Raw genomic sequence first — 23,150 nt, 5'->3', positions numbered from 1 at the left:
GGGGAATGATCCTTATCGGCCAAATAATAACTACAATCAATTCGTTGAAATCCTCATACAGCGAGGGTAAGCCCCGTGTGGCTTAAACTTGCTCTGGTAGCATTGCAAACTGCAATCGATCCATATCTGGCTATGAAAGCAACTTTATCCTGTGCACTTGCTATGCCGATAGAACCAAATCTATTACCTACCCGGACCAGGTATGGGTGTGGGGTTAGCAAACTTTGCTATCTGTGTTTTCGAGATGAGAATCGCCTATGAAAACGTAATCATTGATCCAATGTCATTTCGGTCTACTTGGCAACAGTCACAACCACATCACGTAAATTTATTCAACCCAAACGCTAACACAGACATTATGGCATCAGTCAAAGGCAGTACTCTTTCGTTTTGCTGAATACAAAAATCAACAACGTTCAAAGTGGGCCGAGTTGGGTTGAGGGAAATCGTTCATATCCCTGCTGTGCGGATCGATCAACCCTAACGAAAGGTCTTCTCTACCCATCTCCAGCCCCTGTTTTTTACCGCTCAACCACTCTACACCGCTTGAGATTGACCCATTTTTTTTAATTTCGAAATCCATGCGCAGGTGTGCGCATGGACCCATATTTACTAAATACCCAACCATGAAAAAACTAGTATACTTCGCGCTCGCACTGCTGCTGGCAGGAGCCTGTAAGAAAGCTGCTGACACCGACACGAAGCGCGTGGTCATCACAGGAGTTGACACTTCCAAAAAACCGGGCGATGATTTTTTTACCTATGCCAACGGCATCTGGTATGACACCGCCCGGATACCGGCCAGCCAGACAGGCGTAGGCTCTTATTCATTTCTGAATTTTCCCCAGCGTATTCGTCTCCGGGCAATTCTCGACAGCGTTTCGGGAAGTCAAAATCAGCCCGGCAGCATCGAACAAAAGGTGGGCGATTTTTATGCTTCCGGAATGGACACCACCGCCATCAACAAACGTGGCTATGACCCCATCAAACCTGCGCTCGCACGCATTGACGCCGTGACCGATGTGCCTTCGTTGTTGAAGTTGGTGGCCGAAGAACAAAAAGTGGGCACGGGTTCCATCATCGGTTTTTATGTTGGCCCCGACGACAAACACAGCACGGTGAACATTGCACAGTTCTACCAAACCGGAATTGGTTTGCCTGAACGGGACTATTATTTCAAGACCGACTCTTCGACGCTTGCCATCCAAAAGGCTTACAAAAAATACCTCACCACTTTGTTTGAATTGACAGGGACCGACGCCGCTACCGCTGAGAAAAACACAACCGTTGCCTATGGCATCGAAAAACAATTGGCCGCCGCACACCGAACCAATATCGAACTCCGCGATGTGAAGGCTAACTACAACAAGCTGGCCGTGGCCGCGCTTTCAAAGAAACACGCCAACCTGGGATGGACGGCGTTGTTAAACGACCTGGGTGTAAAGGTCGATTCCATCAACGTGGGACAGCCCGGCTATTATGACAACCTGAACAAGATGTTGAAATCGGTTTCCATCAACGACTGGAAACTCTACTTGAAAGCCAACGCCCTCACCACCTATGCAAACTTCCTGAGCCAACCCTTTGCCGATGCGTCGTTCGAATACACAAAAGTGCTGACCGGCCAGGCTGTTAAAAAAACACGTGGCGAAGAAATGACCCAGGCTGTTGACGCCTCGCTGGGACATGCGCTGGCACAACTGTATGTGAAGAAATATTTTCCGGAAGACGCCAAAAAACGCATGGGTGTGCTGGTAGACAATCTTGAAAAAGCTTTTGAAGCACGCATCAACAACCTGGACTGGATGAGCGATTCAACCAAAGCAAAGGCGAAAGAAAAACTGTATGCCTTCACCGAGAAAATCGGCTATCCCGACAAATGGAGAGACTACTCCAATGTGGACGTGAAGAGAGACGCGTATTTTGAGAATCATTTATCGGCCAACAAAAACGACTACCTCTACAGTCTCACGAAAATAGGACAACCCGTAGACAGAACGGAATGGCTCACCACACCGCCAACCGTAACCGCCTATAACAATCCCCCGCTAAATGAAATTGTTTTCCCCGCCGGAATTCTGCAATCGCCTTACTTCGATTTGTATGCCGACGATGCCCTCAACTATGGCGGCATTGGCATGGTGATCGGCCACGAAATAACACACTCGTTCGACGACCAGGGAGCACAGTATGACAAACAGGGCAATGTGACAAACTGGTGGACAAAAGGTGACTACGAAAAATTCAAAGCAAAAACGCAACAGGTAATTGACCAATACAATTCGTTCACGGTGCTCGACTCTGTGCATGTGAAAGGCGCATTAACCGTTGGCGAAAACACCGCAGACATAGCCGGCGTTGCCATTGCCTACGATGCCTTTAAATTGACAGAGCAAGGAAAAGACACCACAAAACTGGATGGCTTCACACCCGATCAACGTTTCTTCATTTCGGTGGCAAGAATATGGCGCGTGAAAACAAGAGACGAATTTTTGCGCATGTATGTGAACACCAATCCACACTCACCGGCCAAATGGCGTGTGAACGGTCCGCTCATGAACTTCACGCCGTTCTACAAAGCCTTCAATGTGCAGCAAGGCGACAAAATGTTTAAGCCGGAGAACGAAAGGATAACGGTTTGGTAAGGATTGTTCATTTAGGTTCACTGTAGTTAACAGGAGCCGTCATTCATCATTATTAAAGCAGTTCCGACTTAGTCTGGAAGATTAATTCGGAACTGCTTCATTTTGATTGAAAGCATTTACTGACGCCATTCATGATCCCGCTATTTGATGGTGACTTTCTCCTAAGCATAATCACTCAAGACACAGCATGTTCAAAAGCTTCGAGATGAACCTGGGTGGTCTCGCCCAGGCGGCCGATCATGGAAGTTGTGCTGGCGTTCACCGGGATGGTTACCGAAAACAGCGTGAAGACGTTGGACTTTGTTTGCACCTCAATCTTGCCATTGAGCGACTGCACAGACTTTCGCACGATGTATAGCCCCAGGCCATTTCCCTTTGAATATTCATGGCCCACAAAAAACATATCGCCCAGTCTCAGGCGAACATCGTCGTCGATGCCAATGCCATTGTCATGCACCATCAACACCAGCTGATTATTTTCCAGCGTGGCCTTCACAGAGATCTTTGCGTCATGGTCCCTGCGAACGGCGCTAAAGAATAGCGCGTTCTCCACCAGGTTGTGGAGTATGATCTCGATCAAACCGGGATAGGAATGGAACCGCATGTCGTCCGGACAATCAATCAGCACCTCGATGTTGTTTCTGGAAATGAATGTGCTGAAGTTCCCGATCACATGCTGTATCTTCCGCGCCAGATGAACATCCGAATAGTTGTCGGGGTGGTTGACTTCGCTCATCATCCGCAGCTTCTTCAGCATGCCATCCATTTTCACGGCCGTATCCGAAATCTTGCGAATCATGTCCAGGCGATCTTCTTCACCGTGCTCGGCAATATTACAAAGACCAATCACCGTGCAGATTGGTGAACGCAGGTCGTGCGATGCGCGGTAGAGGAAGATGTCCAGTTCCCTATAGGCCTCCAGCAACAGCTTCGAACGCTCGTATACAATGCCTGCCAGATTCTCGTTGATGTTCTTCACTTCATCGTTTGCCTTCTCCAGGCTTCTCTTTTGTTTTTCCACGCGGTCGCGAAGCATGATCAGGTATATGACCAGTGTGGCAAAAATGAGCGCTACCGAAACGGCCAGCACAATCTTGGTGCGAAACACACGCTGTTCTTCGACCAGCTTCCTTTCGCTGGCGCTGAGCTTGTCTTCCAACACCTGAATATCGGAGAAAGATGCTTTTAGGGACGAGAGTATGATCCGGTAGTCGGATATGTTTTTATAGAACTTATCCTCGTTTTGTTCAAGCACTTTTTCCAGCGACAACAGGTCACCCACCAGTCGTTCCCGGTCTGCGCCGCGGAGGTTGGCCGTGCCGCCCGCCAGTTTTTGATTGATGATGAGTATTTTTTTATCAAAATCATTCCGGAAGTCATCGAGCATAGTGTTTTCGAGTCGTGCTTGTGCCAGCAGGTTGGCCACGTCGTTTTTCACAAACGATGAATCCGAGATTTTACCGATAAACGCTTTGGGTTTCGCGGGCTGCTGAAGTTGGTTGACCAGTGTATAAAACTTTTCGTCGATCTTTCTTCTGGTAATCTCGTCCAGTTTGTCGAAGTCATAGTTTTTAAACACGGCATAAAACACGGTGAGGGAACGGATGGAGTCAAGTCGCGCCAGGTCAAAGTCTTTGAACGTTGTGGGCTCGGCGTGCTTTTCCTTTTTTTGCAGAGTCTCTAGCACGAGCACCTTTCCGTTCTCCGTCGATTGCAGCGCTACCACGCGATGGCCCGTCACCAAGAACTGGTCGGCCGACGTTATCTGCTCATCCAGTGCCAGTGGCAATTCAAGTTCGCCGCGTCCGTTGGTTTGTGCCGCGAGCGACTTCTTTCCTTTGAAACTCACAGCCAGGTTTGTCAGCGGCTTGCGGTCGCCGGTTTCCACTTTCACATGCACCACCACATACAATTTCTTTCGGATCATTATCTCCAACACGCCCCGGCTGTAGTTCCACGACTCTGCTTCCCATTCTGCCGGTGTGATGCGAATAAACTTCGGCGGAAGGTCGTCCTTTGGCACATCGTGAAACACGGGTTTCTTTCCTTCGATAGAAAAAAATTCCTTTCCATTTATCGACACACTGATGTTGCTCATGGCATTCATCTGCTGATCGAAGGCCTTGATTTGCACCATGCTTTTTTCCTGGGCCCGCACGTCGCCAACGCTCAGACAAACGATGAGCACAAAATAGATTCGAAAAAAATATCTGGCGACAGCCATACGCATGTTTATTAATTTGCTTTCTTAAATGAGTTTTTCACCACCACAATTTCATAGGTGTTATCGGCCGTTCGCCGTTTCGAAAGGTCCAGGCTCACATAGACCTCTTCTGCCCCACCTTCCGCAATCACTTTGATGCGGTATTGTGTGAAGTAGGGAATGGTGAGCTTGAACATCCCCGACTGATCGGCCGTTGCGCTTTGCACCACCGCGTTCTTCAGGTTGTCGATGAGCTGCAATTTAGCGCCCGCAAATATTTTCAGGTCGTCAGAATCGCTCCAGCTCTGCTCTTTGAATTTCAAAATTCCCGTCATCAGGAAGGGATACGTTTGAAGATCGACGGTCACCTCAAACACATCGTCGCTGCCTTCGCGGTTAGAGGTGAGGAAACCGTTTGATCCACCCTCGTTCAACCACAACCCGAAGTCATCAAAATTTGTATTGATGGGATAACCTGCGTTCTGCACCTCCCCAAATCCATTCGGCCGGAGGGGCACGCTAAACACATCCAACCCTCCCAAACCTGCATGTCCGTTCGAACAGAAATATAACGTGCCCGACACCAGCGCCGGATACGACTCATCGCCCGAGGTGTTTATCTGATCTCCCAGGTTCACAGGTTTGCTCCACTGTCCATTCACAAACGCACAGCTATACAAATCTTTGCCGCCAAAACCACCGGGCATGTCCGACGAAAAATAAAGTAACAAACCATCCTCGCGCACAGCCGTAGCATGGATGGAATATTCGGTGCTGTTATACAGAAACGGACTGCCGGCCTTCCATCCGTCACCCTCGCGATCGGCAAAAAAAAGTTGCAACGTGCGTCGGGTTTTGTCTTTCGGCGACAGTGCTCCGCTGGTTACATAGGCCATGCGTTTCTGGTTGTTGAAAAACGATACGGGACCGCTTTGAAATTTCGCAGCAAGATTGCCGGCAAAAAGCCCCGGGGTGCCGTAGTGCAGCACAACATTTTCAGCCACGGTGTCGGCACGTTGGTCCGAACGATAGAGGCGAAAAAAAGGAGTGGTGCCGTCGAGTTGCTGCACCACCTCGGCCCGCGGGCGGTTCGACAGAAACACAAACCCATTGGCAAAGCCCACCGGGCAAATGTCGGATGCCTCCGAATTTGTCGACAGACGTTTCACCGTGTAGTGAATAGAGTCTTCAAATAAAAACTCGCGGTTTCGAAGCCGCCAGATTTTACGGAGCACCAGCGCGTCGTTGCCTGTCAGGTTTTGATATTGGGTATAGTATTGTATCGCCGCATCGTAGTGTTTCATGGCACTGAGCGATTCGGCATAGCGGTAAAGGTCGTCTGCCGGAAGCACCGTCTTTGCGTCAAGGGCACGCGCATACCAAGTAACGGCTTCGTGATAGTGGTGAAGAAAATAATAGGAACGCGCTATGGGCAAAAAATAACGATCCGTGTTGTTATTGGCCGTGGCGGTTTCATACAACCTAACGGCCTGTCTGTAGTTTTTGGCTGCATAATAGTCATCGGCCTTGGCGGCATCCGATTTCAGAAACGAGAAAACAGTTTCCTGCGCACGGATCGCGGTGCTCATCAAAAACATCATGACAAACACCGTCGACCAACGTCGGCGAGAACAATCGAGATATCGGCGGGACCTGTTCTTCATCGGGGCGACGAAACGTTTTCGTGGGTATATTTAAAAATGTAGTTCACCATCAATTCGTGGGTGCCGCGACTCACGCTGCTCACCTGGCCGACCACAAAGTCGTAGGCATAGCCCAGTTGAAGTTGTGGTGTTACCTGCGCCTTCATAAGAAAGTCGAGCGATTCAGATCTGCGATAGGAAAGCCCGAGTGTCAGCGCTTGTTTAATGATCAACAAGGCGTTGACATCGAAAGATACGGGCAGCCCTTGGTTGTATTTCACCAACACACCGGGCTCCAGGCTGAGGCTGCTGGTAAGCACCACGCGGTAGCTTGCAAACAGAAAATAGTTTGCCCGTTGCCAATTGATGGTGGAAGAATCGCTTTCCGAAAACCGCTCGGGCAGCAGGCTTGGCGCCGAAAGGCCTGCGCGCCATGTGGGGCTCCGGTAATAAACACCCAGTCCAAGGTTCGCGTAGGCATTGGAGTATCCCGTGTTGGCAAGCCGTGGGTCCGTTGCGCCGGCGGCACCGGTGTTCAAAGCTCCGTAGTTTGACTTCAATACGTTCACGCCACCTTGCAGCCCCACAGACACCACACTCTTTTCCGACACCTTCAAATGATAGGCCGTGCTTGCCATGAAGCGCTGGTTTTTATGAATGCCGATCTTCTCATTCATGATCGAAAGTCCCACGCCGATATGTTGCTTACCAAACAACGTATGGGCCGTGAGCGTTTGTGTGACCGGCGCACCTTCAATGCCCCGCCATTGTGCCCGGTTCATGAACGTGAGGCTCAATGCCTCGTCGGCTCCGGCATAGGCAGGATTAAGCACCAGTCCATTGAACATATACTGTGTGAATTGAGGACGTTGTTGCGCCCGCGTCACAACAGCGCAAGAAAAAAGCAAAACAATGGCGATTAAAAAAAATCTCATAAAAAATTGGCACCTGTCATGCCGTTGTCTTTGTTTATCGCACCACTTCAATGAAACCGGTCTTCTCCACCACGCTTGGGCCTGCCTGAAGGGATATCGTATAGAAGTAAGTGCCGGTGGGTACCAACTCGCCTTTTTTATTTTCGCCGTTCCAAACATGCTTGTCGTTGTCGTAGCCCGTGGCGGAATAGACAACACTTCCAAACTGGTCCACGACCACTACTTTGTTTGTTGCATACTTTTCAATATTGCCGATCAACCACCAGTCGTTCGTGCCGTTGCCATCGGGTGTGACGAGCTGAATGATGTCGAGGCTTGAGTCTTCCCACTTCACCGTTACCTGGAAACTGCATGTCGACACGTTGCCGGAAATGTCGGTTGCTGTGTAGCGCACCGTGGTGGTGCCGGGCAGAAACAAATCGCCGGGCTTATGCGATGCTACCACCGAAGGCATGCCACAGTCGGCTCTGACCGAGGGCGGTCTCCACTCCACGGCTGTTTCGCCAGTACCGGTGGAAGTCACCCTTGTGATGTCCTCGGGACATCTCGAAAAGACGGGTGGCGTTTCGTTCTGCACCACCACATTAAATTTGCATACCGTTGTGTTGTTTGATTTGTCTTTGGCCGAATAGATCACTTCCGTTTCACCCACCGGAAAATCGCTGCCCGGATTGTGTGAGGCTGTCACCGTCACAGCACTGCAGTCGTCAACAAACAGGGGCGCATCCCACGAAACTCTTGCTCTGCATCCGCCTTTTGCTTTCACCACCACTTCGGTGGGACAGCGGCTGGCGACAGGCGCGGTCTGATCTTTCACCACAACCGAAAACCGGAATGTGGATGTGTTGCCCGAATTGTCTTTTGCTGTGTAGGTGACCACGGTGTTGCCCAGTGGAAAGATGCTTCCCGAAGTATGAGAGCTGGTGACAGACGACACGGTGCACTCATCTACGAACGCCGGTGCGGGCCATGTTGCCGCAGCCTTGCACGTTGCATCTGTGCTAACGGTCACGTCGGCCAGCGCGTTAACGAGTGTTGGGCCCGTTCGATCGCGCACGGTCACGTTAAAATTGCAGGTGCTGCTTTTTCCATTTCCATCCTTCGCGGTGTAGATCACTTTTGTGGAACCGATCGGAAAAACAGATCCGGGTTGATGCGTAGAGGTGAACGATTGCAAATCGCACGACGTGGCTATGGGCGGGGTCCACGTCACGGTTGCGCCACAGTTGGCCGTGGGCGCCACGTCGATGTTGGCGGGGCACCCGGCAATGTCTGGAGAACCACCCGCACTGCCATTTGAAGAACAACACAGCGTACCACCATTTTTGCTTGTAGCGCTCACAATCATGAAGAGTCCATAACGCGTGGCGGGATCGAAGTCAAGACCACAACTTGTTTTGATGCTGGCATTCCAGATGCCGATCACAAACAGGTTGATGTCATTGCCGGCAAACTTGCCATTGCTTTGACCGTTGAGTGCGAACGTTGCACCCGGTAAAACCGTGCCTGCAAAAACTTGTGATGCGTTGTCGAAAACCGAAACCAGCGCAGGAAGAAAGCCGGTATACTTCAAGGTTAAGCTGCTTATTCCTCCTGAACACGAATTACATTGCGTAACCGGAGGACAACCACACTCTTGCGCGCGCGAAGAGAATGAAAGGAAAAAAACAAAAATTAGAACAGAAAGCTTTAGTGAGTTCTGAAGTCCGCGTCGCCGGGCCATAAAAAATAAATGAGTACAAATCCATCGGAATTTAACTCAAGCCACGCAGAAAAACACGAACACAGTCGACTGCCAATAAAATAAAACTCAAATTCTTTTTAAGTGAGGAAAAATTTCCCCACTTCAATAGCCTAATAGTTCATTCAACACATTAAAGTCACATCCGTGATTTGAATCGCCTTGTTCAGTTGCATTTGCCGTTGTTTGTCAAGATCATATACGAACGCACATCACTCCGCCTTCAAACTCCTCACCGGGTTCACCAACGCGGCTTTCACGGCCTGAAAACACACGGTGGCCAGCGTGATCACAAAAGCACCGATGCCGGTCGCCAAAAATATCCAAACCGAAATTTGTGTGTGATATTCATAGTGCGTCAACCAGTTGCTCATGGCATAGTAGGCAAAGGGAACGGCCATCGCGAACGAGATCATCACCAGCATCACAAAATCAGCAGCCAGCAAGCGACAGAGGTTAAACAGTGTGGCGCCCAGCACTTTTCTCACGCCGATCTCTTTGGTTCGTTGCTCGGCCATGAATGATGCGAGCCCGAACATGCCCATGCAACTGATCACGATCGCCAGACCCGACAACGCCACCGATAACTTTGCAACCTGTTCTTCCTTCCGGAATTTGAGATTGTGCAGGGCGCTGGCGAAACGAAAATCAAACAACTCGCCTGCGCTGTATTTTTTGAAAACCTTTTCAACACCTGCCACGGCCTCGGCGATGGAAAGGTCCGGATTTAGCCGCAGGTTTATAAAATTCAGATTCATCTTCCGCATCACAAACACGGTGGGCTTTATGTGTTCATAGGGCGAATCGAGCAAGAGGTCTTTAATGACTCCCACCACGCGATAGTTCTTTCCTTCCCAGGTAATCGTCTCGTCCAGCAGATTTTGTTTGCCTATTATTTTCATGGCCGATTCGTTCACGATCATGGCGCTGGAGTCGGTAGACAATTGTCCCGAAAAATTCCTTCCGTGCAAAAGCTCCCACGAAACGGTGTTCCCAAACTCAGCCGACACGGCAAGCGTAACAAAATCTTCTTTGAAGTCGGGGTCTTTTCCCTGCCACGCAAAGTCACTGCTGCTGAACCACGACTCGGTTACCGGATTGGAAGATTGACTTATGCCCACCACATGGCGCGAATCCAGCAAGTCTTTTTTAAACGCTTCATAGTGCGCGTTCAGGGAGGGCGATCTTCGTTGAATATAAATCAGCCCGTCTTTTTCATAGCCGATGGGACGGTTCTTCACAAACTGCACCTGTTCATAGATGACACCCGCGGCAATGATCAGCGTTAACGATATGCAAAACTGAATGACTACCAATATTTTCCGGGGCGTTGAAGAATAGCGTGTCAGCAGTTTGCCCTTCAACACGTTCACGGCATTGAACGACGACAAAAAGAACGCCGGGTAACTTCCCGCCAGAATGCCGGTCACAATGCCAAACGCACCAGCAGCCAACCAGAACAACGGGTTAAACAACAAGGCTGTGATTTTTTTATTCGCGATCTCATTCAGCCACGGCAACGCCAGGTGAACCAGGATCACCGAAAGAAAAATGGCCGACAGCACATACAGGAAAGTCTCCACATAGAACTGCGCAATCAGCTGGCTCCGCGCCGACCCCATGGCTTTTCTGATGCCAATTTCCTTTGCCCTTTTCTCATAACGCGCCGTACTCAAATTCATGAAGTTGATGCAGGCGAGCATCAACACAAAGATGCCCACACAGCCAAACGACCAGAGATAGCGCATACCTGTGCCAATGTTCTTGCCGTCTTTGAAGTCCTGATACAAATGCCATTTGCTCATGGGATAGAGAAACAGCTCGGGCTTTGTGTCGTCTTTGGTTTGATTGAACACCACATTTTTGATCTTCGACGAAATGTCTTCGAATGTCGTGTTCGGAGCAATGCGCACGTAGACCGGAAAAGAATTCACATCCCATCGGTCTTTCGAATTTTTCACCCAGGCATCTGTCGTTTCAAAGAGCGTCATCGATCCATACATGCCGATCTCGCGAAAGGTGGAGCCGTGAGGAAAATCGCGGTAGACTCCGGCTATTTTCACATCAACCTTGTCGTCAATTCGAACGACTTTGTTCAGGGGGCTTTCGTCTTTGAACAGGCTTGCGGCAACCGATTCGGAAATCAAAATTGAAAAGGGATCGCGCGTTTGGTTTAACGCGCCTGAAATTATTTTCAAGTCCAGAATCTGTTGGCCGCCTTCCTCCATATAGAGGCCTCTTTTCAGAATGGTTGTTTCTCCGTACTTGATAGAATGTTCGAACGGGTGAGACCCGGTGGCTACGTTTTCAAAATAGTTTCCATACACCGTTCGCAGCGCATGGGCCAGCGGCAACGCCTGCGAGGTCTCCGTATAGATGTTGCCGTTGTAGGTTCTGTTTTTGTTGACGATGGCGACTGAATGATAGTTACGGTTGTCGGCATTGAACGACGCTTCCTCATAGATCCACAGACCAATGAGCATTGCCGCAGCCACACCGATGGCAAGACCGCCGATGTTCAGCAAGGCGTAGCCTTTGTCTTTCGCCAGATTTCGCCACCCGATTTTGAAATAGTTTTTATACATGCCGAACGTATTTTGGTTTGATGGACGACGCTTCCGTTGCCCCGCCATTTTCATAAATCCCAACCCCTCCAATGCATACAGCAACCTGGCTTTGCGAAGAGACATTCTATTCAGATTCTGCTGAAACTTTTCTTCCAGGTCGCCCAAACTCACTTCCAACGTCCGGGCATCGAGAAACGCCTCAAGCAATTTCCGGATCCAGGCGGGTGGTGTGTGCTTCGGTGAATTTTTCATAGTCAAATGCTAAACGCGGTTTTCGGAATGGCGCGCCACAGATCGTTGCGCAGCTCGCGCGACGCGGCCAAAGCTTTCTGTCCTGATTTGGTTACGCGAAACAGCAACTTCCTTCTTCCACCGCGTTCGTTGGTTGCGCCATCGAGACGCGATTCCAGATAACCTTTTTCTTCGAGCCTGTGCAGGGCCACGTGAATGGTGCTTAGCGTTGCCTTGCGATCGCAGCGCTGGTCCATCTCTTCCTGGATGGCAACACCGTAGGCCTCGTCGTATAATATGCCGACCACCAGCAAGACTATTTCTTCCAGTTCGCCGAGATTGCTTCCTTTCATGCTTTACAAATTCTTTAGTTAAAGCTAGTTATATGTTTCGTATTTGTCAAATAACATACGCCGGAAGATCGGCCACGGGAATACGTGGACTTGTTCTTTAAATAGAAATCAGAGTTTCAGACGCAAAATATTCCCATACGGAATCCTCAGGTCCATCGACTGCTTCAACGAGATTTTGTTCACCAGCACGTTCACAGCCCGCAACACCCCGCCGTGCGTCACTACCCACGAGGTCTTGTGTGTGGTAGCCTGCAACGAGACAATAAAGTCCTCCACGCGGGCCATCAGATCGTGATAGGACTCGCCACCGGGGCAGCGCGCGCGCTCATAGTTGCTCATCCATTGGGTTAGGTCGGTCGAGTCGATATCGTCCCACCGTTTCATTTCCCAATTTCCAAAATGCAGTTCCATCAAACGCTTGTCCACCTCCACCGGGACACCGGAAGCGCGCGATAGAAATTCGGCCAGTATGCGGCAACGGTGCAGGGGGCTTGAGTAGATCACATCGGGTTTTGTGGGGAGGTTTTCCAACACGTCGCTTGCTTCCTCCTGAAAGTCGGCGGTGAGCAGAAGGTCGGTCTGGCCGTAGCAAATTCCTTTGTCAACGGCCGGGGTGGTGTGTCGGATCAGAAAAGTTTCCACACGAGCAGCACACTAAGGTAGAACATCACTTCCGTTACTTGCTGTGTGGCACCGAGACAGTCGCCGGTGTAGCCGCCAATCCAGCGTTTAAAATAATTGCGCAGGTAGGTTGTGATTAGCGCCACCGGCACAAGGGTGAGGACAAAAAACGGATTGATTGTTGCGAGGTAGAGCATCGGTATGACCACCCAGAAAAAGGCAATGGTCAAATTCGCTGCGCTCAATTGCTGCGCCACGGGCTTGACCTTGCTGCTGGCATCTTCGCGACTGTAGGTAGTTGTGAAGATGACCGTTACGGCCGCAAGCCTGCTGAGGGCGTGCGCCGTCACAAACAGGACAACAACGGTGAGCGGAGCGGCAGCAGCAATTTTCTGAAGCGTGAAAAATTTAAGCAACAGCAAAAGCAGCAGGCCAACCACGCCATAGGTGCCCACGCGACTGTCTTTCATGATCTCCAGAATCTTTTCCTTGGTCCAGCCTCCTCCAAAACCATCACACACGTCGGCAAAGCCGTCTTCGTGAAACGCTCCCGTCAGGAGTATGCTCGTGACCATCGACAACAGGAGGCTGATCTCGGTCGGAAAAACATACTGTGTCAACAGGAAAATTGCTGCGCTCAGTCCGCCGACTATCCAGCCGATGAGGGGCAGGTAGCGTGTGGATTGATTCAGAAATTCGGCTTCATGCGTGACCCACTTCGGGCACGGAATGCGTGTGTAGAACATGATGGCCGTAAAAAACACTTTTGTTTCGCGGAGCATGACTCAACTATTTTTTTCAGATACGTGTGCCGATTCAAAGCTTGCCATCTCGTTCAGAAACGCAACGGCCGACGCCAGCAACGGATAAGCCATGGCAGCACCCGTTCCTTCACCCAGGCGCATACCCAAGTCCAGCAGCGGTTGCACATCCAGTGCACGCATCATGTGTGCGTGGCCCTGCTCCTGCGAGCGATGGCAAAAGACACCATACGATTTTAGGTTTGGGTCGATGGCGTGTGCCACCAAAAACGCGGCCGACACAATGAAGCCATCCACCAGAATGATCATTTTGTGTTCCGCAGCCTGAAGCATGGCTCCCACCATCTGCGCAATTTCAAAACCTCCAAACGTGGCAAGCAACTCCAGCGGCGATGCCAGAGCGCCATGTCGTTGCTGCGCTTTTGTGAGTATGTCTATTTTGTGATGGAGGCGTTCGTCGTCAAGACCTGTGCCGCGGCCGGTGCATTGATCTATGGGTATGTTTAGCAGCCCACTCATCAGCATACTTGCCGACGATGTGTTGCCGATTCCCATTTCGCCAAAGCCCACCACGTTGCAGCCCTTATTGAAAATAGAGGTCACCACTTCTGCGCCTTGGTCAATGCAGCGTTGGGCCGCTTCGATTTTCATGGCTTGCTCGTGGAGAAAGTTTTGTGTGCCCTTTGCTATTTTGTGCGACAGAAGTCCCGGAAGGTTTTCCGGGAAATCGTAGTTCACGCCAGCGTCTACCACGTAGAGTTGAAGCTGGTGTTGTTTGCTGAATACGTTAATGGCGGCGCCTCCCTGCAAAAAATTCATCACCATCTGCCACGTCACTTCCTGCGGATAGGCGCTCACCCCTTCGGCGGCAATGCCGTGATCGCCGGCAAAAATAAGCATGTGTGGTGCGTGCAGCGTTGGTGTTGACGTTCCCTGTATCAATCCGATCTGCAAGGCCAGCGCTTCCAGTCGCCCCAGGGCACCCAGCGGCTTTGTCTTGTTGTCGATCTTGGTTTGCAGCGCAGCGCGAAGCGACTGATCGGGTGGCTGGATGCGAAACGATTTCATGACGCGTCTGGTGTTGAGGTTTTCAAAAGAAGGGGAATGCCCGACACCATGAAGTATGCCTGGTGGGCATGGTGGGCAATAAACTGATTTGTCCACCCCTGCAATTCCACAAACTTGCGGCCCACCTCGCTCGCTGCATGAACGCCCATCCCAATCTCGTTCGAGATGATGATCCATGTGCAGGGTGCAGCAAAAGCCTTTGTGAGTTCTTCCTTGGCAAAGGTCAGCGCGTCGTCTACGTTGCTTTTGGTGTCAGCAAAAATGTTGGTGAGCCAGAGGGTCACGCAATCCATCACCACCACGCGGTGTTGCAACGCCAGTGTGCTGATAAATTTTTCTTCCTCCACGTTTGTCCAGCGCGCGTCGCGTTCGGCCTGGTGGCGGGCAATGCGTTTTTCAAAGTCGCTGTCCCATTTGCGCGCTGTGGCCAGGTAGACGGGGTTGGGCGATAGTTGCAGCGCGAGGTCTTGCGCATAGCGACTCTTTCCCGAACGTTCGCCGCCGCTGATGTAGATAACACGCGGCTGCATCACAGAATGGTTTTCAACAGTTCCGGCTGCTGCGCATTCCAGGGCGACACCTTGTGTTTCAGGCGCGACGGGATGCCAAACATCTCGGGATGAAACAGACCCGCCAGCACTTCGATGCCGTCTACCAATGTAGACGCCGACGGTTGTGTGAACAGGTCATAGTCTACAATGAACACATTCTGATTTTGCACCGCCTGCAGCGAACGCCACTCCGGTTTTTCGGAGAGCAGGTGAATTTCTTCGCGCGAACGTTTCACTTCAAAGCCACACGGCGCAATCACCAGGATCTCCGGATCATAGCGCACCACTTTGCTCCAGGGTGTCACAATGCTGTCGCCATTCGGGTTAGACAGCATGTCGATGCCGCCGGCGTAGGCAATCTGTTGGGGAATCCAGTGGCCACAGTTGTAGATCGGTTCGATCCACTCCATCAGCATCACGCGCTTGGGGCGGGCCTTGTTGCAACGAAGCCCGTCTATGATGGCGTCGATTCTGTTTTGCAGACCGGCCAGGTAGGTGTAGGCAACCTCCTCTTGTCCCAGCGCGCTGGCGATGGTGATCACCGTGGTGAACACATCGTCGAGGCTGGCGGGTGTGAGGGGAACCAGCGCGGGCGGGTGCGCAAGTTTGGCCACGGCGGCCGCCGTGCAGGCTGTGTCGATCTGGCATACTTCGCACACATCCTGTGTGAAGATCACGTCGGGCTGAATGCCCTGAAGCAAATCTTCGTCTACATAATACAAACTCTTGCCCTGCGCTTTGCTGTTGCTGAAAATGCGGTCGATCTCCTGGCTGGAATAGGTATTGCCTTCAAGCACACAACGCACCACTTTCTGTTTCTCGCTCAACGCCTGTGGCGGACATTCAAACGTGATGCCGTGCAGGTAGTGCTGCAATCCCATGTCGTATATCATTTGCGTGGCTGCGGGCAGGAAAGAACATGCTTTCATTGTGTGTAATGGTTAAAGGTGATGCGCCAGGAATTTCCTGACGCATCACCCGTATTTTTTAAGAATCAAAAAAAATCAACAAACAAACTACGCGTGCTGCAACTTGGGAAACGCGCGCTTCATCCACTCAAACCCGCCAAACAAAATGGCGCTGAACACCAGGTTGCCGATCAGGAAATTTCCCATGTAGGGCAGACCCATCGCGTAGCACTGAAACAGTCCGCTCAGGTCGGGTGTGTATTGAATGTCTTCTGCGGTTCCGGTGCATCCCACAAGCCAGACGCCGAAATTGGAAATCAACGCATGCGTAACCGTGGTGATGACTGCCGCCAACGCCACATTGCGAACCGTGGCTTCTTTGAAGAGTTGACCTATGGTGACCATCAGCGCAAAGCTGCCATAGACCCAGGCAAAGCTATCGTAGAACAACATCCACTCGCCCAGATACACGAACCGGTTCAACACAATGTCAGACAGCCACAGCGTGAGCAGCGGCAACAGGTAGGCTTTCCATTTGTCTTCAAAATAGAATCCGGCAAACAGTGCCATGGCACCCAGCGGCGTGAAGCCTGCGAGCGGCGAGTGCATGCTGGAGGTGGCGATCCGGAAAATGCCAACCGCCACAATGATGGCCGCCAGCACTAAAGGACGAGGGTTTAGTTTGTTCATATGCGTTAATGGATTTTGGTTACGTCTCAAAAATTAAAAGACAATCCGCTATAGGCATTAAAGCCCATGGTGCTGTAGCCATACACTTCGGTGAACTTCTTGTCCAGCACATTGCGGGCTTCCACAAAAAGTTTCAGCTTGCCCTGCAGAAATTTGTATTCTGCATACAGATCCAGCAATTGGTAAGCATCCAACGTCACGCTCTCGGTGGCGAAGGTGTTGTTGTTGAAGAACAGGTCGCTGCGGTTGCTGAAGGTTTTGAAGTTGGCGCTCACAAACAAATGGCTCGAGAGTTGGTAGCCCACGTTCACACCCACCGAATGCTTGGGGCGACGGATGAGGTTGTGATAGGTGGTGTCGCGCTCGGCCGATGTTTTGGTATTCACTTCACCATCCACAAAAGCATAGAACGCGCCGATCTTCAGTTTGCTGTTCACGTTCACCGTCGACTCGATCTCGAAGCCAAGGTCTTCCTGTTTATCGAGGTTCATATAGCCGGGATATTTGTAGATGATCACGTTTTCGATTTTGCGCGAGAACACCGTGCCCCGCACATCGAATTTATTGTCGGACGAAACAAACTGAACACCGCCTTCCAGATTCTTGCTTTCTTCGGGCTTCAGATCTTTGTTGCCATAGAATGGATTGAACAACTGGTCCAGCATGGGCGCCTTAAAGCCCGTGGAGTAGTTGGCAAACACTTTCACCTGGCGGTTGATGAGATACGACGGGTTGAAACTGTAGATGAACGTGTTGCCAAAAACAGAATGATCAACATAACGTCCACCCACTTCCAGCGAAAACCCGTTGAGGTCTTTCACAAAGAACGATGCATAGGGGCTGGTGATGTGAAGCGACGAATCTACCGCGTCGCCGCTTGTCATTTTGCTGTGCTGATAGTTCACGCCCGCCAGCAATTGCAGGTGGTCGGTGAGGTTGTGCTGGTAAAAAACTTCGGCATTGTCGAAGCCGCCATCGTAGGCACTGGTGACCAGCATGGTGGGATCTACATAGTCGGGCGAGGTGTAGGAGCGCTCCACTTTGTCGTGGGCATATTGCAGGTTGAGGGTGCCTTTTGAAAACGCATATTGTCCGTTCAGACCAAAGTTCAGAAGCTTGGCGTCGTAGGTCGAGCGGGGCTCGTCCGAGAATGAACCGGCGTCATACTTCCCTTCAAATTTGCTGTAGCGCACAAAGGGACGGAGCGTGAGTTTGTCGGTGGCGCGCACGCCCACGTTGGCTTGCACGGAGTTTTGATCATAGCCGTCTTTATCGAACGTGCCGGTGTTGTCTTTGTCTTCGGCCTCGCTGATGCCGTCGGTCTTGAAACGTGTGTAGCCCACGTTGTAGTCCAGCAGGCTGGTGCTGCCCGACACGCCGGCCGAAAGCTTGGACGTGCCATAGCTACCTGCGCTCACCGATCCAAACACGCCAAACGGTTTTGATCCTTTTTTCTTGGTGATGATGTTGATGACACCCGCAATGGCATCGCTGCCATAGAGTGTAGACTGACTGCCCTTCAGAATTTCGATGCGCTCAATCTGGTCGATGGGAAGCAGGCGCAGATCGAAGGCGCCGCCAATGCCGCTGGGATCGTTCACGGGCACGCCGTCCAGCAACACCAGGGTGTAGTCGCTTTTTGCGCCGCGCAGAAAAACCGATTTGTCTTTGCCGGGGTTGCTGTTGGCGCCGGTCACCACAAGGCCTACTTGTTCATTTAACAGCTGCGACAAATCTTTGCCCGCACTGTGTGCAAGCTGTTCTTCGTCGATCACCGTCAATACTTTTCCGGTTTCGCCCTGGCTCTTGGGAAACTTGGTGGCCGTGACCACCACTTCGTCGAGACGCGATGTTTTGAGAGAGTCCTGGGCGTGTGTTTGATTTGGCGCCAGATACCAAAGGACAATTAAAGAGATTGCCCAGACCTTTTTCTCCTTTTTCATAGTGAAAAGTTTACAGTGTGAAAAAAGAGTAAAATGCTGGAATGTGATTATCGCGCTGACTCCGGAAGCCAGGCATAAGAATCGCACTCGTTGCTTTTTACCCGAAGCATTGAATTGAAATGTATACTGGCAGGTCTCCTGGCTTACGCCGTTGCTGGCCTTCCCATCCGCCGGTTGGCGAATAGTGACTTTGATTTCAGCAACGCTTGTTTTAGCGCTTTACAGTAGCGGGAACTGCTCCGGATTTGCACCGGCATTCCCTTTTAATCTGCCATGCGCGATGCATGGCTAGAACCAATATGCCGCAATAATAACATTTTTTAAGAATTTAACATACGAAAGAAAAATGCCGGGCTCGTAAAAGCGCCGGCATTCACCCCAAAATGTATCACGGTTATTGGGTTGTTGATGTTTGTTCTTTCGATAGCGGTGTGGCTACAGGTGATAGGCTCACCTACGATAACGCCTGCGGCGGCGGACTGCTTGCAGGCCTTGACTTGTCTTCGGGAAGCGGCACAAATTCATGATTGTCTGATGGAGGCAACAGAATCCTTCCGGCTTTCCAATCGGCCTTCGCCTCCTCAATTCTTTCTTTGCGCGACGACACAAAGTTCCACCAGATGTGTCGCTCTCCCAGCGGTTCTCCTCCCAGCATCATGAGCGTGGTGGGTTCGGTGGCTATGATTAACGGATCAACACCTTTGGTGAACACGAGCATCTGCCCGGCCACATAGGCGCGTCCTGCTACTTCGATGTTTCCTTTCACAATGTAGAAGCCGCGTTCGGAATGTTCTTTGGGCAGCCCGAAGCGCGCGCCTTTTTCTAGCACCACGTGCAGGTAGAACAATGGCGAATGTGTTTTCACACTGCTGTTCAGTCCATAGGCGTTGCCTGCAATAAGCCTCATCCAAACTCCGGTGTCGGTAAAGATCGGCAACACGTCGGGCTTGTAGTTGTTGAAGGCGGGCATGGCTTCTTCATCTTTTTCGGGAAGGGCCACCCACGTTTGAATCATTTCGAGATTGCCTCCTGCCAACGCAGCCGGATCTTCGAAGCGTTCGGAGTGTGCAATGCCCCGGCCCGCCGTCATCCAGTTCACTTCGCCGGGGCGGATGATCTGTTCCACACCCAGACTGTCGCGATGCATCACGTTTCCTCCAAACAAATAACTCACCGTAGAAAGCCCGATGTGCGGATGGGGCAACACGTCCATGGACTTTGCCTGGCTTGGCTGAACATCTACCGGGCCTGCGTGGTCCATAAAAATGAATGGCCCCACCATGCGCCTCAACCGGAAGGGAAGAATGCGGCGCACTTCCATGCCCGGTGCAATGGCCGCTTGCCGTGCTTCAATAACAATGTCTAACATGACTACTTTCGTTTAGGTGAAGAAACATTTTTCGACGGGAATCAAATTAGGAAATGGTTTTATCTTCCTTGCGTTTTTCAAACAGAAAAACTTTCAGGTTGCTGTTTTCATTTCTTCGCGTTCACCAACGGCATAACCTCCTTGCCGATCAGTTCGATCGACGACATCAGTTGCGCATGCGTGAGCCCGGCATTGTCCATTTGAAACGTGAACCGGTCCACGCCGCCTAAGGCTTCGCTGTGGCGTAAAAGTTTTTCGGCCACACGTTGTGGTCCGCCAACCACCAGCACACCGCGCGGTGCAATCAGGGCTTCGAATTGTGGACGCGTCACGGGAGGCCAGCCGCGTTCGCGACCAAGGCGTGTCCACAGTTCGGCGTAGCCGGGATAGTAGTCTGCTTCGGCTTGTTCGTTGGTCTGCGCCACATAGCCCGGCGAGTGCAGGCCTACTTGCAACTGCTCCGGTGTGAAGCCCGCCCTGCGGCCCGCCTCGCGGTAGGCATCGATCAGCGGACGGAAGCGATGGGTCTCTCCTCCAATAATGGCCACCATCAACGGAAGCCCCAATGTGCCAGCGCGAACAAACGATTCGGGTGTGCCGCCAACGCCCAGCCATATCGGTAGTTTTTCCTGGCTGGCACGCGGATAGACCGGCAGGTCCTGCATGGGTGCCCGGAAGCGACCCGACCAGGTCACAAATTCATTGTCGCGAATCTTCAGCAACAAATCCAGTTTCTCTTTGAACAACGCATCATAGTCGTTGAGGCTGAACCCAAACAACGGATATGCTTCAATGGCCGAACCACGACCCACCACCAGCTCGGCGCGCCCTTTTGACACGAGGTCGAGCGTAGCAAAATTCTGATATACACGAACGGGGTCGGCAGCGCTCAACACCGTTACAGCGCTGGTCAAACGAATGCGCTTGGTGCGACCGGCCGCAGCGGCCAGAATCACAGCCGGCGCCGAGTCGAGAAATTCTTTTTTGTGGTGCTCGCCAATCCCGAAAACATCGAGCCCGGCTTCGTCTGCAAACGCAATCCTGTCCAGCAATTGCTCCATGGCGTCCAGGCTGCTCAACGATTTGCTGCCATACATCGCCGAAGCGAAACTATCAATACCTATTTCCATTGTGGTTCCCTGTCTATAATTATAACCTAACCTTCTAAAGGAAGATTTGGCCTGCGAAGTTCTCGAAGTATCTGGATTTTTTGACGCGATGGGATTTTATTTCCAAACCCAACGGGCAAGTCTCTGATCCTGAGGGGTTGGTCAGGAGCCGTTGGTTGGCGTTTTTTTACTCTTTTGTCTTGTAGGCTTCGGGCAACATTTCGGCAATGCAATCACCATTCGGCTGTGTGCCGGGTGTGTTAAAGAAGTCAACAACCATCTTGTCAAAACACTCGGGCTTGCTCAGGCCGTCGAAGGTGTGCGACATGGTGGGGATGGTGACGAGGAAACTGTTGGGCAGGGTTTTTATTATTTGCTGCGCCATAGACGGCGGCGTTACCGGATCAAAGTATCCGGAGAAGACAAGCGTTGGCGTGGTGGATACGAGCGGATCAAAATAACCGTCGGGCACGCTGCCCCTCGCCCACTGGCTGCAGGCTTGTTGTTGTTGCCGCACGCGATAGTCGCCCATAAACGTGTTGCGTGTTAGTGAATCGGCTTCCTGTTTCGAAATAAAGGGCACGTCATCGGCACACGTCACGCACAGATAAAGACCATCGGCAATGAAATAGTCCATCGAGGGTTTGTTGGGAAAGAGCGACAGGAAAGGTTGCCAGTTGTTGAGATACGATTGATGAATGATGTAGGGAAGTTGCCGCAGTCCAAGCGGTGCATACATCAGCGACCGGATCTTTGTTTGAAAAGCATGCCACGGAATGGTCACATCCTGAGATTCTCCATTCGGTCGCTTGAATGAATATGCAAATGGTTTTTCACGTCCCTTCTTCATCAGGTCTGCAAACTCTTCGTCGATGCGGGGGAAATTCAGATGGCATAACGAATCGCTTTTGCAATCGGCAAACATCTTGTGCAAACTTTCCTCGGCAAACTGCGCATGATAGAGCGGCAACTTTGAATAGGTTGTGGTGGGCGACCACAACACACAACTCGCCACCGACTCCGGATACATTTTCATGTAGACTTGCGCCAACCGCGTTCCAAACGACACTCCAAACAACTTGATCTTTCCGTAGCCCAACCACTGTCGCACCTCCTCAATATCCATGGCCATGTTTGTGGTGGTGTATTGCGTAAGGTCTGCCCGCTGCGACAACGAATCATAACACGCCTTCACCGCCGACACGGGATACATCTCATCGAATTGCTGCGCGAGATCTTTCTTGAATTGCGTTTGCCTGCAATGCAGCGGATTGGACCCACCGGTTCCCCGCACATCAACAAGCACAACATCATGATCTATCCTATAATAGTTAATGCTGTCGGCATAGAACGAAGCGCCGCCAGTGACCGAAACGCCCGGGCCGCCTTCAAAATAAAAAATGGGTGCGTTTGTGGGATGTCTGTGAATGGCTGGAACAACAACAATCTTCAGATCGATTTTCCTTCCCGACTTTGTCTTTGTGTTTTCAAACACCGACAGCGTTCCACACAGCACGGTCGAATCCAGGCCTTCTGCACCACAGGGTTTTAGTCGCTGATACAACACACTCTCGGGGGCTGGCCGGGAACACTGGCAGACAGCAAACGAAAGAAAAACGATGAACAGCGTTGCTGAAATTTTCATGATCCTTCGGGGTTATGTGCGACATGCGAAACGACTCCAAACAATCACTCGCCCCTTTGGGTTGACCACTCCTTCTGATTCCGAAGTTGCGTATTTTTCCGGGAATGTTCTTCACTGAACACCGCCGAATGTGAACTGGTGGTGAAATAGTTTTCAACCCCGCCGCC

At 51.3% G+C, this 23,150-nt stretch carries 17 protein-coding genes and 1 riboswitch; of the genes, 1 reads left to right on the top strand and 16 read right to left on the bottom strand.

Annotated elements, in window-relative coordinates; all coding sequences use genetic code 11:
- The first annotated feature begins 626 nt into the window (after window positions 1–626).
- Complete coding sequence (locus JI741_RS07300; protein WP_202008386.1) at window positions 627–2,645, top strand: M13 family metallopeptidase; 2,019 nt, start codon at window positions 627–629, stop codon at window positions 2,643–2,645.
- A gap of 175 nt (window positions 2,646–2,820) precedes the next feature.
- On the opposite strand, the gene JI741_RS07295 is transcribed toward JI741_RS07300, so the two are convergent.
- The 16 genes from JI741_RS07295 to JI741_RS07220 form a co-directional block, all read right to left on the bottom strand.
- The gene (locus JI741_RS07295; protein WP_202008385.1) at window positions 2,821–4,869 is read right to left on the bottom strand and encodes a sensor histidine kinase; all 2,049 of its coding nucleotides are present in this window, start codon (window positions 4,867–4,869) and stop codon (window positions 2,821–2,823) included.
- A gap of 11 nt (window positions 4,870–4,880) precedes the next feature.
- A complete protein-coding gene (locus JI741_RS07290) occupies window positions 4,881–6,437 on the bottom strand; it encodes a tetratricopeptide repeat protein (protein ID WP_202008384.1) in 1,557 nt (518 codons plus the stop codon).
- Window positions 6,438–6,508: 71 nt separating this feature from the next.
- On the bottom strand, window positions 6,509–7,426 hold the full coding sequence (locus tag JI741_RS07285; protein ID WP_202008383.1) for a PorP/SprF family type IX secretion system membrane protein: 918 nt from the start codon (window positions 7,424–7,426) through the stop codon (window positions 6,509–6,511).
- A gap of 34 nt (window positions 7,427–7,460) precedes the next feature.
- Window positions 7,461–8,999 (bottom strand): HYR domain-containing protein, encoded by a 1,539-nt coding sequence (locus JI741_RS07280; protein ID WP_202008382.1) that lies wholly within the window; start codon window positions 8,997–8,999, stop codon window positions 7,461–7,463.
- A 380-nt stretch (window positions 9,000–9,379) separates the two neighbouring features.
- Window positions 9,380–11,986: an ABC transporter permease gene (locus JI741_RS07275; protein WP_202008381.1), complete on the bottom strand. Its 2,607-nt coding sequence runs from the start codon at window positions 11,984–11,986 to the stop codon at window positions 9,380–9,382.
- A gap of 2 nt (window positions 11,987–11,988) precedes the next feature.
- Complete coding sequence (locus tag JI741_RS07270; protein WP_202008380.1) at window positions 11,989–12,318, bottom strand: PadR family transcriptional regulator; 330 nt, start codon at window positions 12,316–12,318, stop codon at window positions 11,989–11,991.
- 108 nt (window positions 12,319–12,426) lie between these two features.
- The gene (cobC, locus tag JI741_RS07265) at window positions 12,427–12,960 is read right to left on the bottom strand and encodes an alpha-ribazole phosphatase (protein WP_202008379.1); all 534 of its coding nucleotides are present in this window, start codon (window positions 12,958–12,960) and stop codon (window positions 12,427–12,429) included.
- Window positions 12,945–13,721: an adenosylcobinamide-GDP ribazoletransferase gene (locus JI741_RS07260; RefSeq protein ID WP_202008378.1), complete on the bottom strand. Its 777-nt coding sequence runs from the start codon at window positions 13,719–13,721 to the stop codon at window positions 12,945–12,947. Before JI741_RS07260 ends, cobC begins: the two co-directional genes overlap by 16 nt.
- Before the next feature lie 3 nt (window positions 13,722–13,724).
- The gene (gene cobT / locus JI741_RS07255) at window positions 13,725–14,768 is read right to left on the bottom strand and encodes a nicotinate-nucleotide--dimethylbenzimidazole phosphoribosyltransferase (RefSeq protein ID WP_202008377.1); all 1,044 of its coding nucleotides are present in this window, start codon (window positions 14,766–14,768) and stop codon (window positions 13,725–13,727) included.
- Window positions 14,765–15,298 carry a bifunctional adenosylcobinamide kinase/adenosylcobinamide-phosphate guanylyltransferase gene (locus JI741_RS07250; RefSeq protein WP_202008376.1) on the bottom strand — a complete coding sequence of 178 codons (534 nt, stop codon included), beginning with the start codon at window positions 15,296–15,298 and terminating at the stop codon, window positions 14,765–14,767. The genes cobT and JI741_RS07250 overlap by 4 nt, the downstream gene beginning before the upstream one ends.
- Complete coding sequence (locus JI741_RS07245) at window positions 15,298–16,248, bottom strand: ABC transporter substrate-binding protein (RefSeq protein ID WP_202008375.1); 951 nt, start codon at window positions 16,246–16,248, stop codon at window positions 15,298–15,300. Before JI741_RS07245 ends, JI741_RS07250 begins: the two co-directional genes overlap by 1 nt.
- Before the next feature lie 87 nt (window positions 16,249–16,335).
- Window positions 16,336–16,917: a DUF6580 family putative transport protein gene (locus JI741_RS07240; RefSeq protein WP_202008374.1), complete on the bottom strand. Its 582-nt coding sequence runs from the start codon at window positions 16,915–16,917 to the stop codon at window positions 16,336–16,338.
- Between the two features lie 26 nt (window positions 16,918–16,943).
- Complete coding sequence (locus JI741_RS07235; protein WP_202008373.1) at window positions 16,944–18,860, bottom strand: TonB-dependent receptor plug domain-containing protein; 1,917 nt, start codon at window positions 18,858–18,860, stop codon at window positions 16,944–16,946.
- A gap of 111 nt (window positions 18,861–18,971) precedes the next feature.
- Window positions 18,972–19,174, bottom strand: a riboswitch (cobalamin riboswitch).
- Between the two features lie 140 nt (window positions 19,175–19,314).
- Complete coding sequence (locus JI741_RS07230; protein ID WP_202008372.1) at window positions 19,315–20,229, bottom strand: pirin family protein; 915 nt, start codon at window positions 20,227–20,229, stop codon at window positions 19,315–19,317.
- A gap of 107 nt (window positions 20,230–20,336) precedes the next feature.
- Window positions 20,337–21,359 (bottom strand): LLM class flavin-dependent oxidoreductase, encoded by a 1,023-nt coding sequence (locus tag JI741_RS07225; RefSeq protein WP_202008371.1) that lies wholly within the window; start codon window positions 21,357–21,359, stop codon window positions 20,337–20,339.
- Window positions 21,360–21,525: 166 nt separating this feature from the next.
- The gene (locus JI741_RS07220; protein WP_202008370.1) at window positions 21,526–22,983 is read right to left on the bottom strand and encodes an alpha/beta fold hydrolase; all 1,458 of its coding nucleotides are present in this window, start codon (window positions 22,981–22,983) and stop codon (window positions 21,526–21,528) included.
- Window positions 22,984–23,150 lie beyond the last annotated feature (167 nt).

It is taken from the genome of Chryseolinea lacunae (assembly GCF_016735595.1).
Lineage (GTDB): Bacteria > Bacteroidota > Bacteroidia > Cytophagales > Cyclobacteriaceae > Chryseolinea > Chryseolinea lacunae.
This window is presented reverse-complemented; position numbering and strand designations above follow the sequence as displayed.

Bases quoted from the DNA above. Each gene is read 5' to 3' on its own strand.
- JI741_RS07295 (WP_202008385.1), bottom strand. From the start codon at position 4,869: ATGGCTGTCGCCAGATATTTTTTTCGAATCTATTTTGTGCTCATCGTT.
- JI741_RS07300 (WP_202008386.1), top strand. From the start codon at position 627: ATGAAAAAACTAGTATACTTCGCGCTCGCACTGCTGCTGGCAGGAGCC.
- cobT (WP_202008377.1), bottom strand. From the start codon at position 14,768: ATGAAATCGTTTCGCATCCAGCCACCCGATCAGTCGCTTCGCGCTGCG.
- JI741_RS07235 (WP_202008373.1), bottom strand. From the start codon at position 18,860: ATGAAAAAGGAGAAAAAGGTCTGGGCAATCTCTTTAATTGTCCTTTGG.
- JI741_RS07230 (WP_202008372.1), bottom strand. From the start codon at position 20,229: ATGTTAGACATTGTTATTGAAGCACGGCAAGCGGCCATTGCACCGGGC.
- JI741_RS07240 (WP_202008374.1), bottom strand. From the start codon at position 16,917: ATGAACAAACTAAACCCTCGTCCTTTAGTGCTGGCGGCCATCATTGTG.
- JI741_RS07285 (WP_202008383.1), bottom strand. From the start codon at position 7,426: ATGAGATTTTTTTTAATCGCCATTGTTTTGCTTTTTTCTTGCGCTGTT.
- JI741_RS07250 (WP_202008376.1), bottom strand. From the start codon at position 15,298: ATGCAGCCGCGTGTTATCTACATCAGCGGCGGCGAACGTTCGGGAAAG.
- JI741_RS07290 (WP_202008384.1), bottom strand. From the start codon at position 6,437: ATGAGCACCGCGATCCGTGCGCAGGAAACTGTTTTCTCGTTTCTGAAA.
- JI741_RS07260 (WP_202008378.1), bottom strand. From the start codon at position 13,721: ATGCTCCGCGAAACAAAAGTGTTTTTTACGGCCATCATGTTCTACACA.
- JI741_RS07225 (WP_202008371.1), bottom strand. From the start codon at position 21,359: ATGGAAATAGGTATTGATAGTTTCGCTTCGGCGATGTATGGCAGCAAA.
- JI741_RS07270 (WP_202008380.1), bottom strand. From the start codon at position 12,318: ATGAAAGGAAGCAATCTCGGCGAACTGGAAGAAATAGTCTTGCTGGTG.
- JI741_RS07220 (WP_202008370.1), bottom strand. From the start codon at position 22,983: ATGAAAATTTCAGCAACGCTGTTCATCGTTTTTCTTTCGTTTGCTGTC.
- JI741_RS07245 (WP_202008375.1), bottom strand. From the start codon at position 16,248: ATGAAAGCATGTTCTTTCCTGCCCGCAGCCACGCAAATGATATACGAC.
- JI741_RS07275 (WP_202008381.1), bottom strand. From the start codon at position 11,986: ATGAAAAATTCACCGAAGCACACACCACCCGCCTGGATCCGGAAATTG.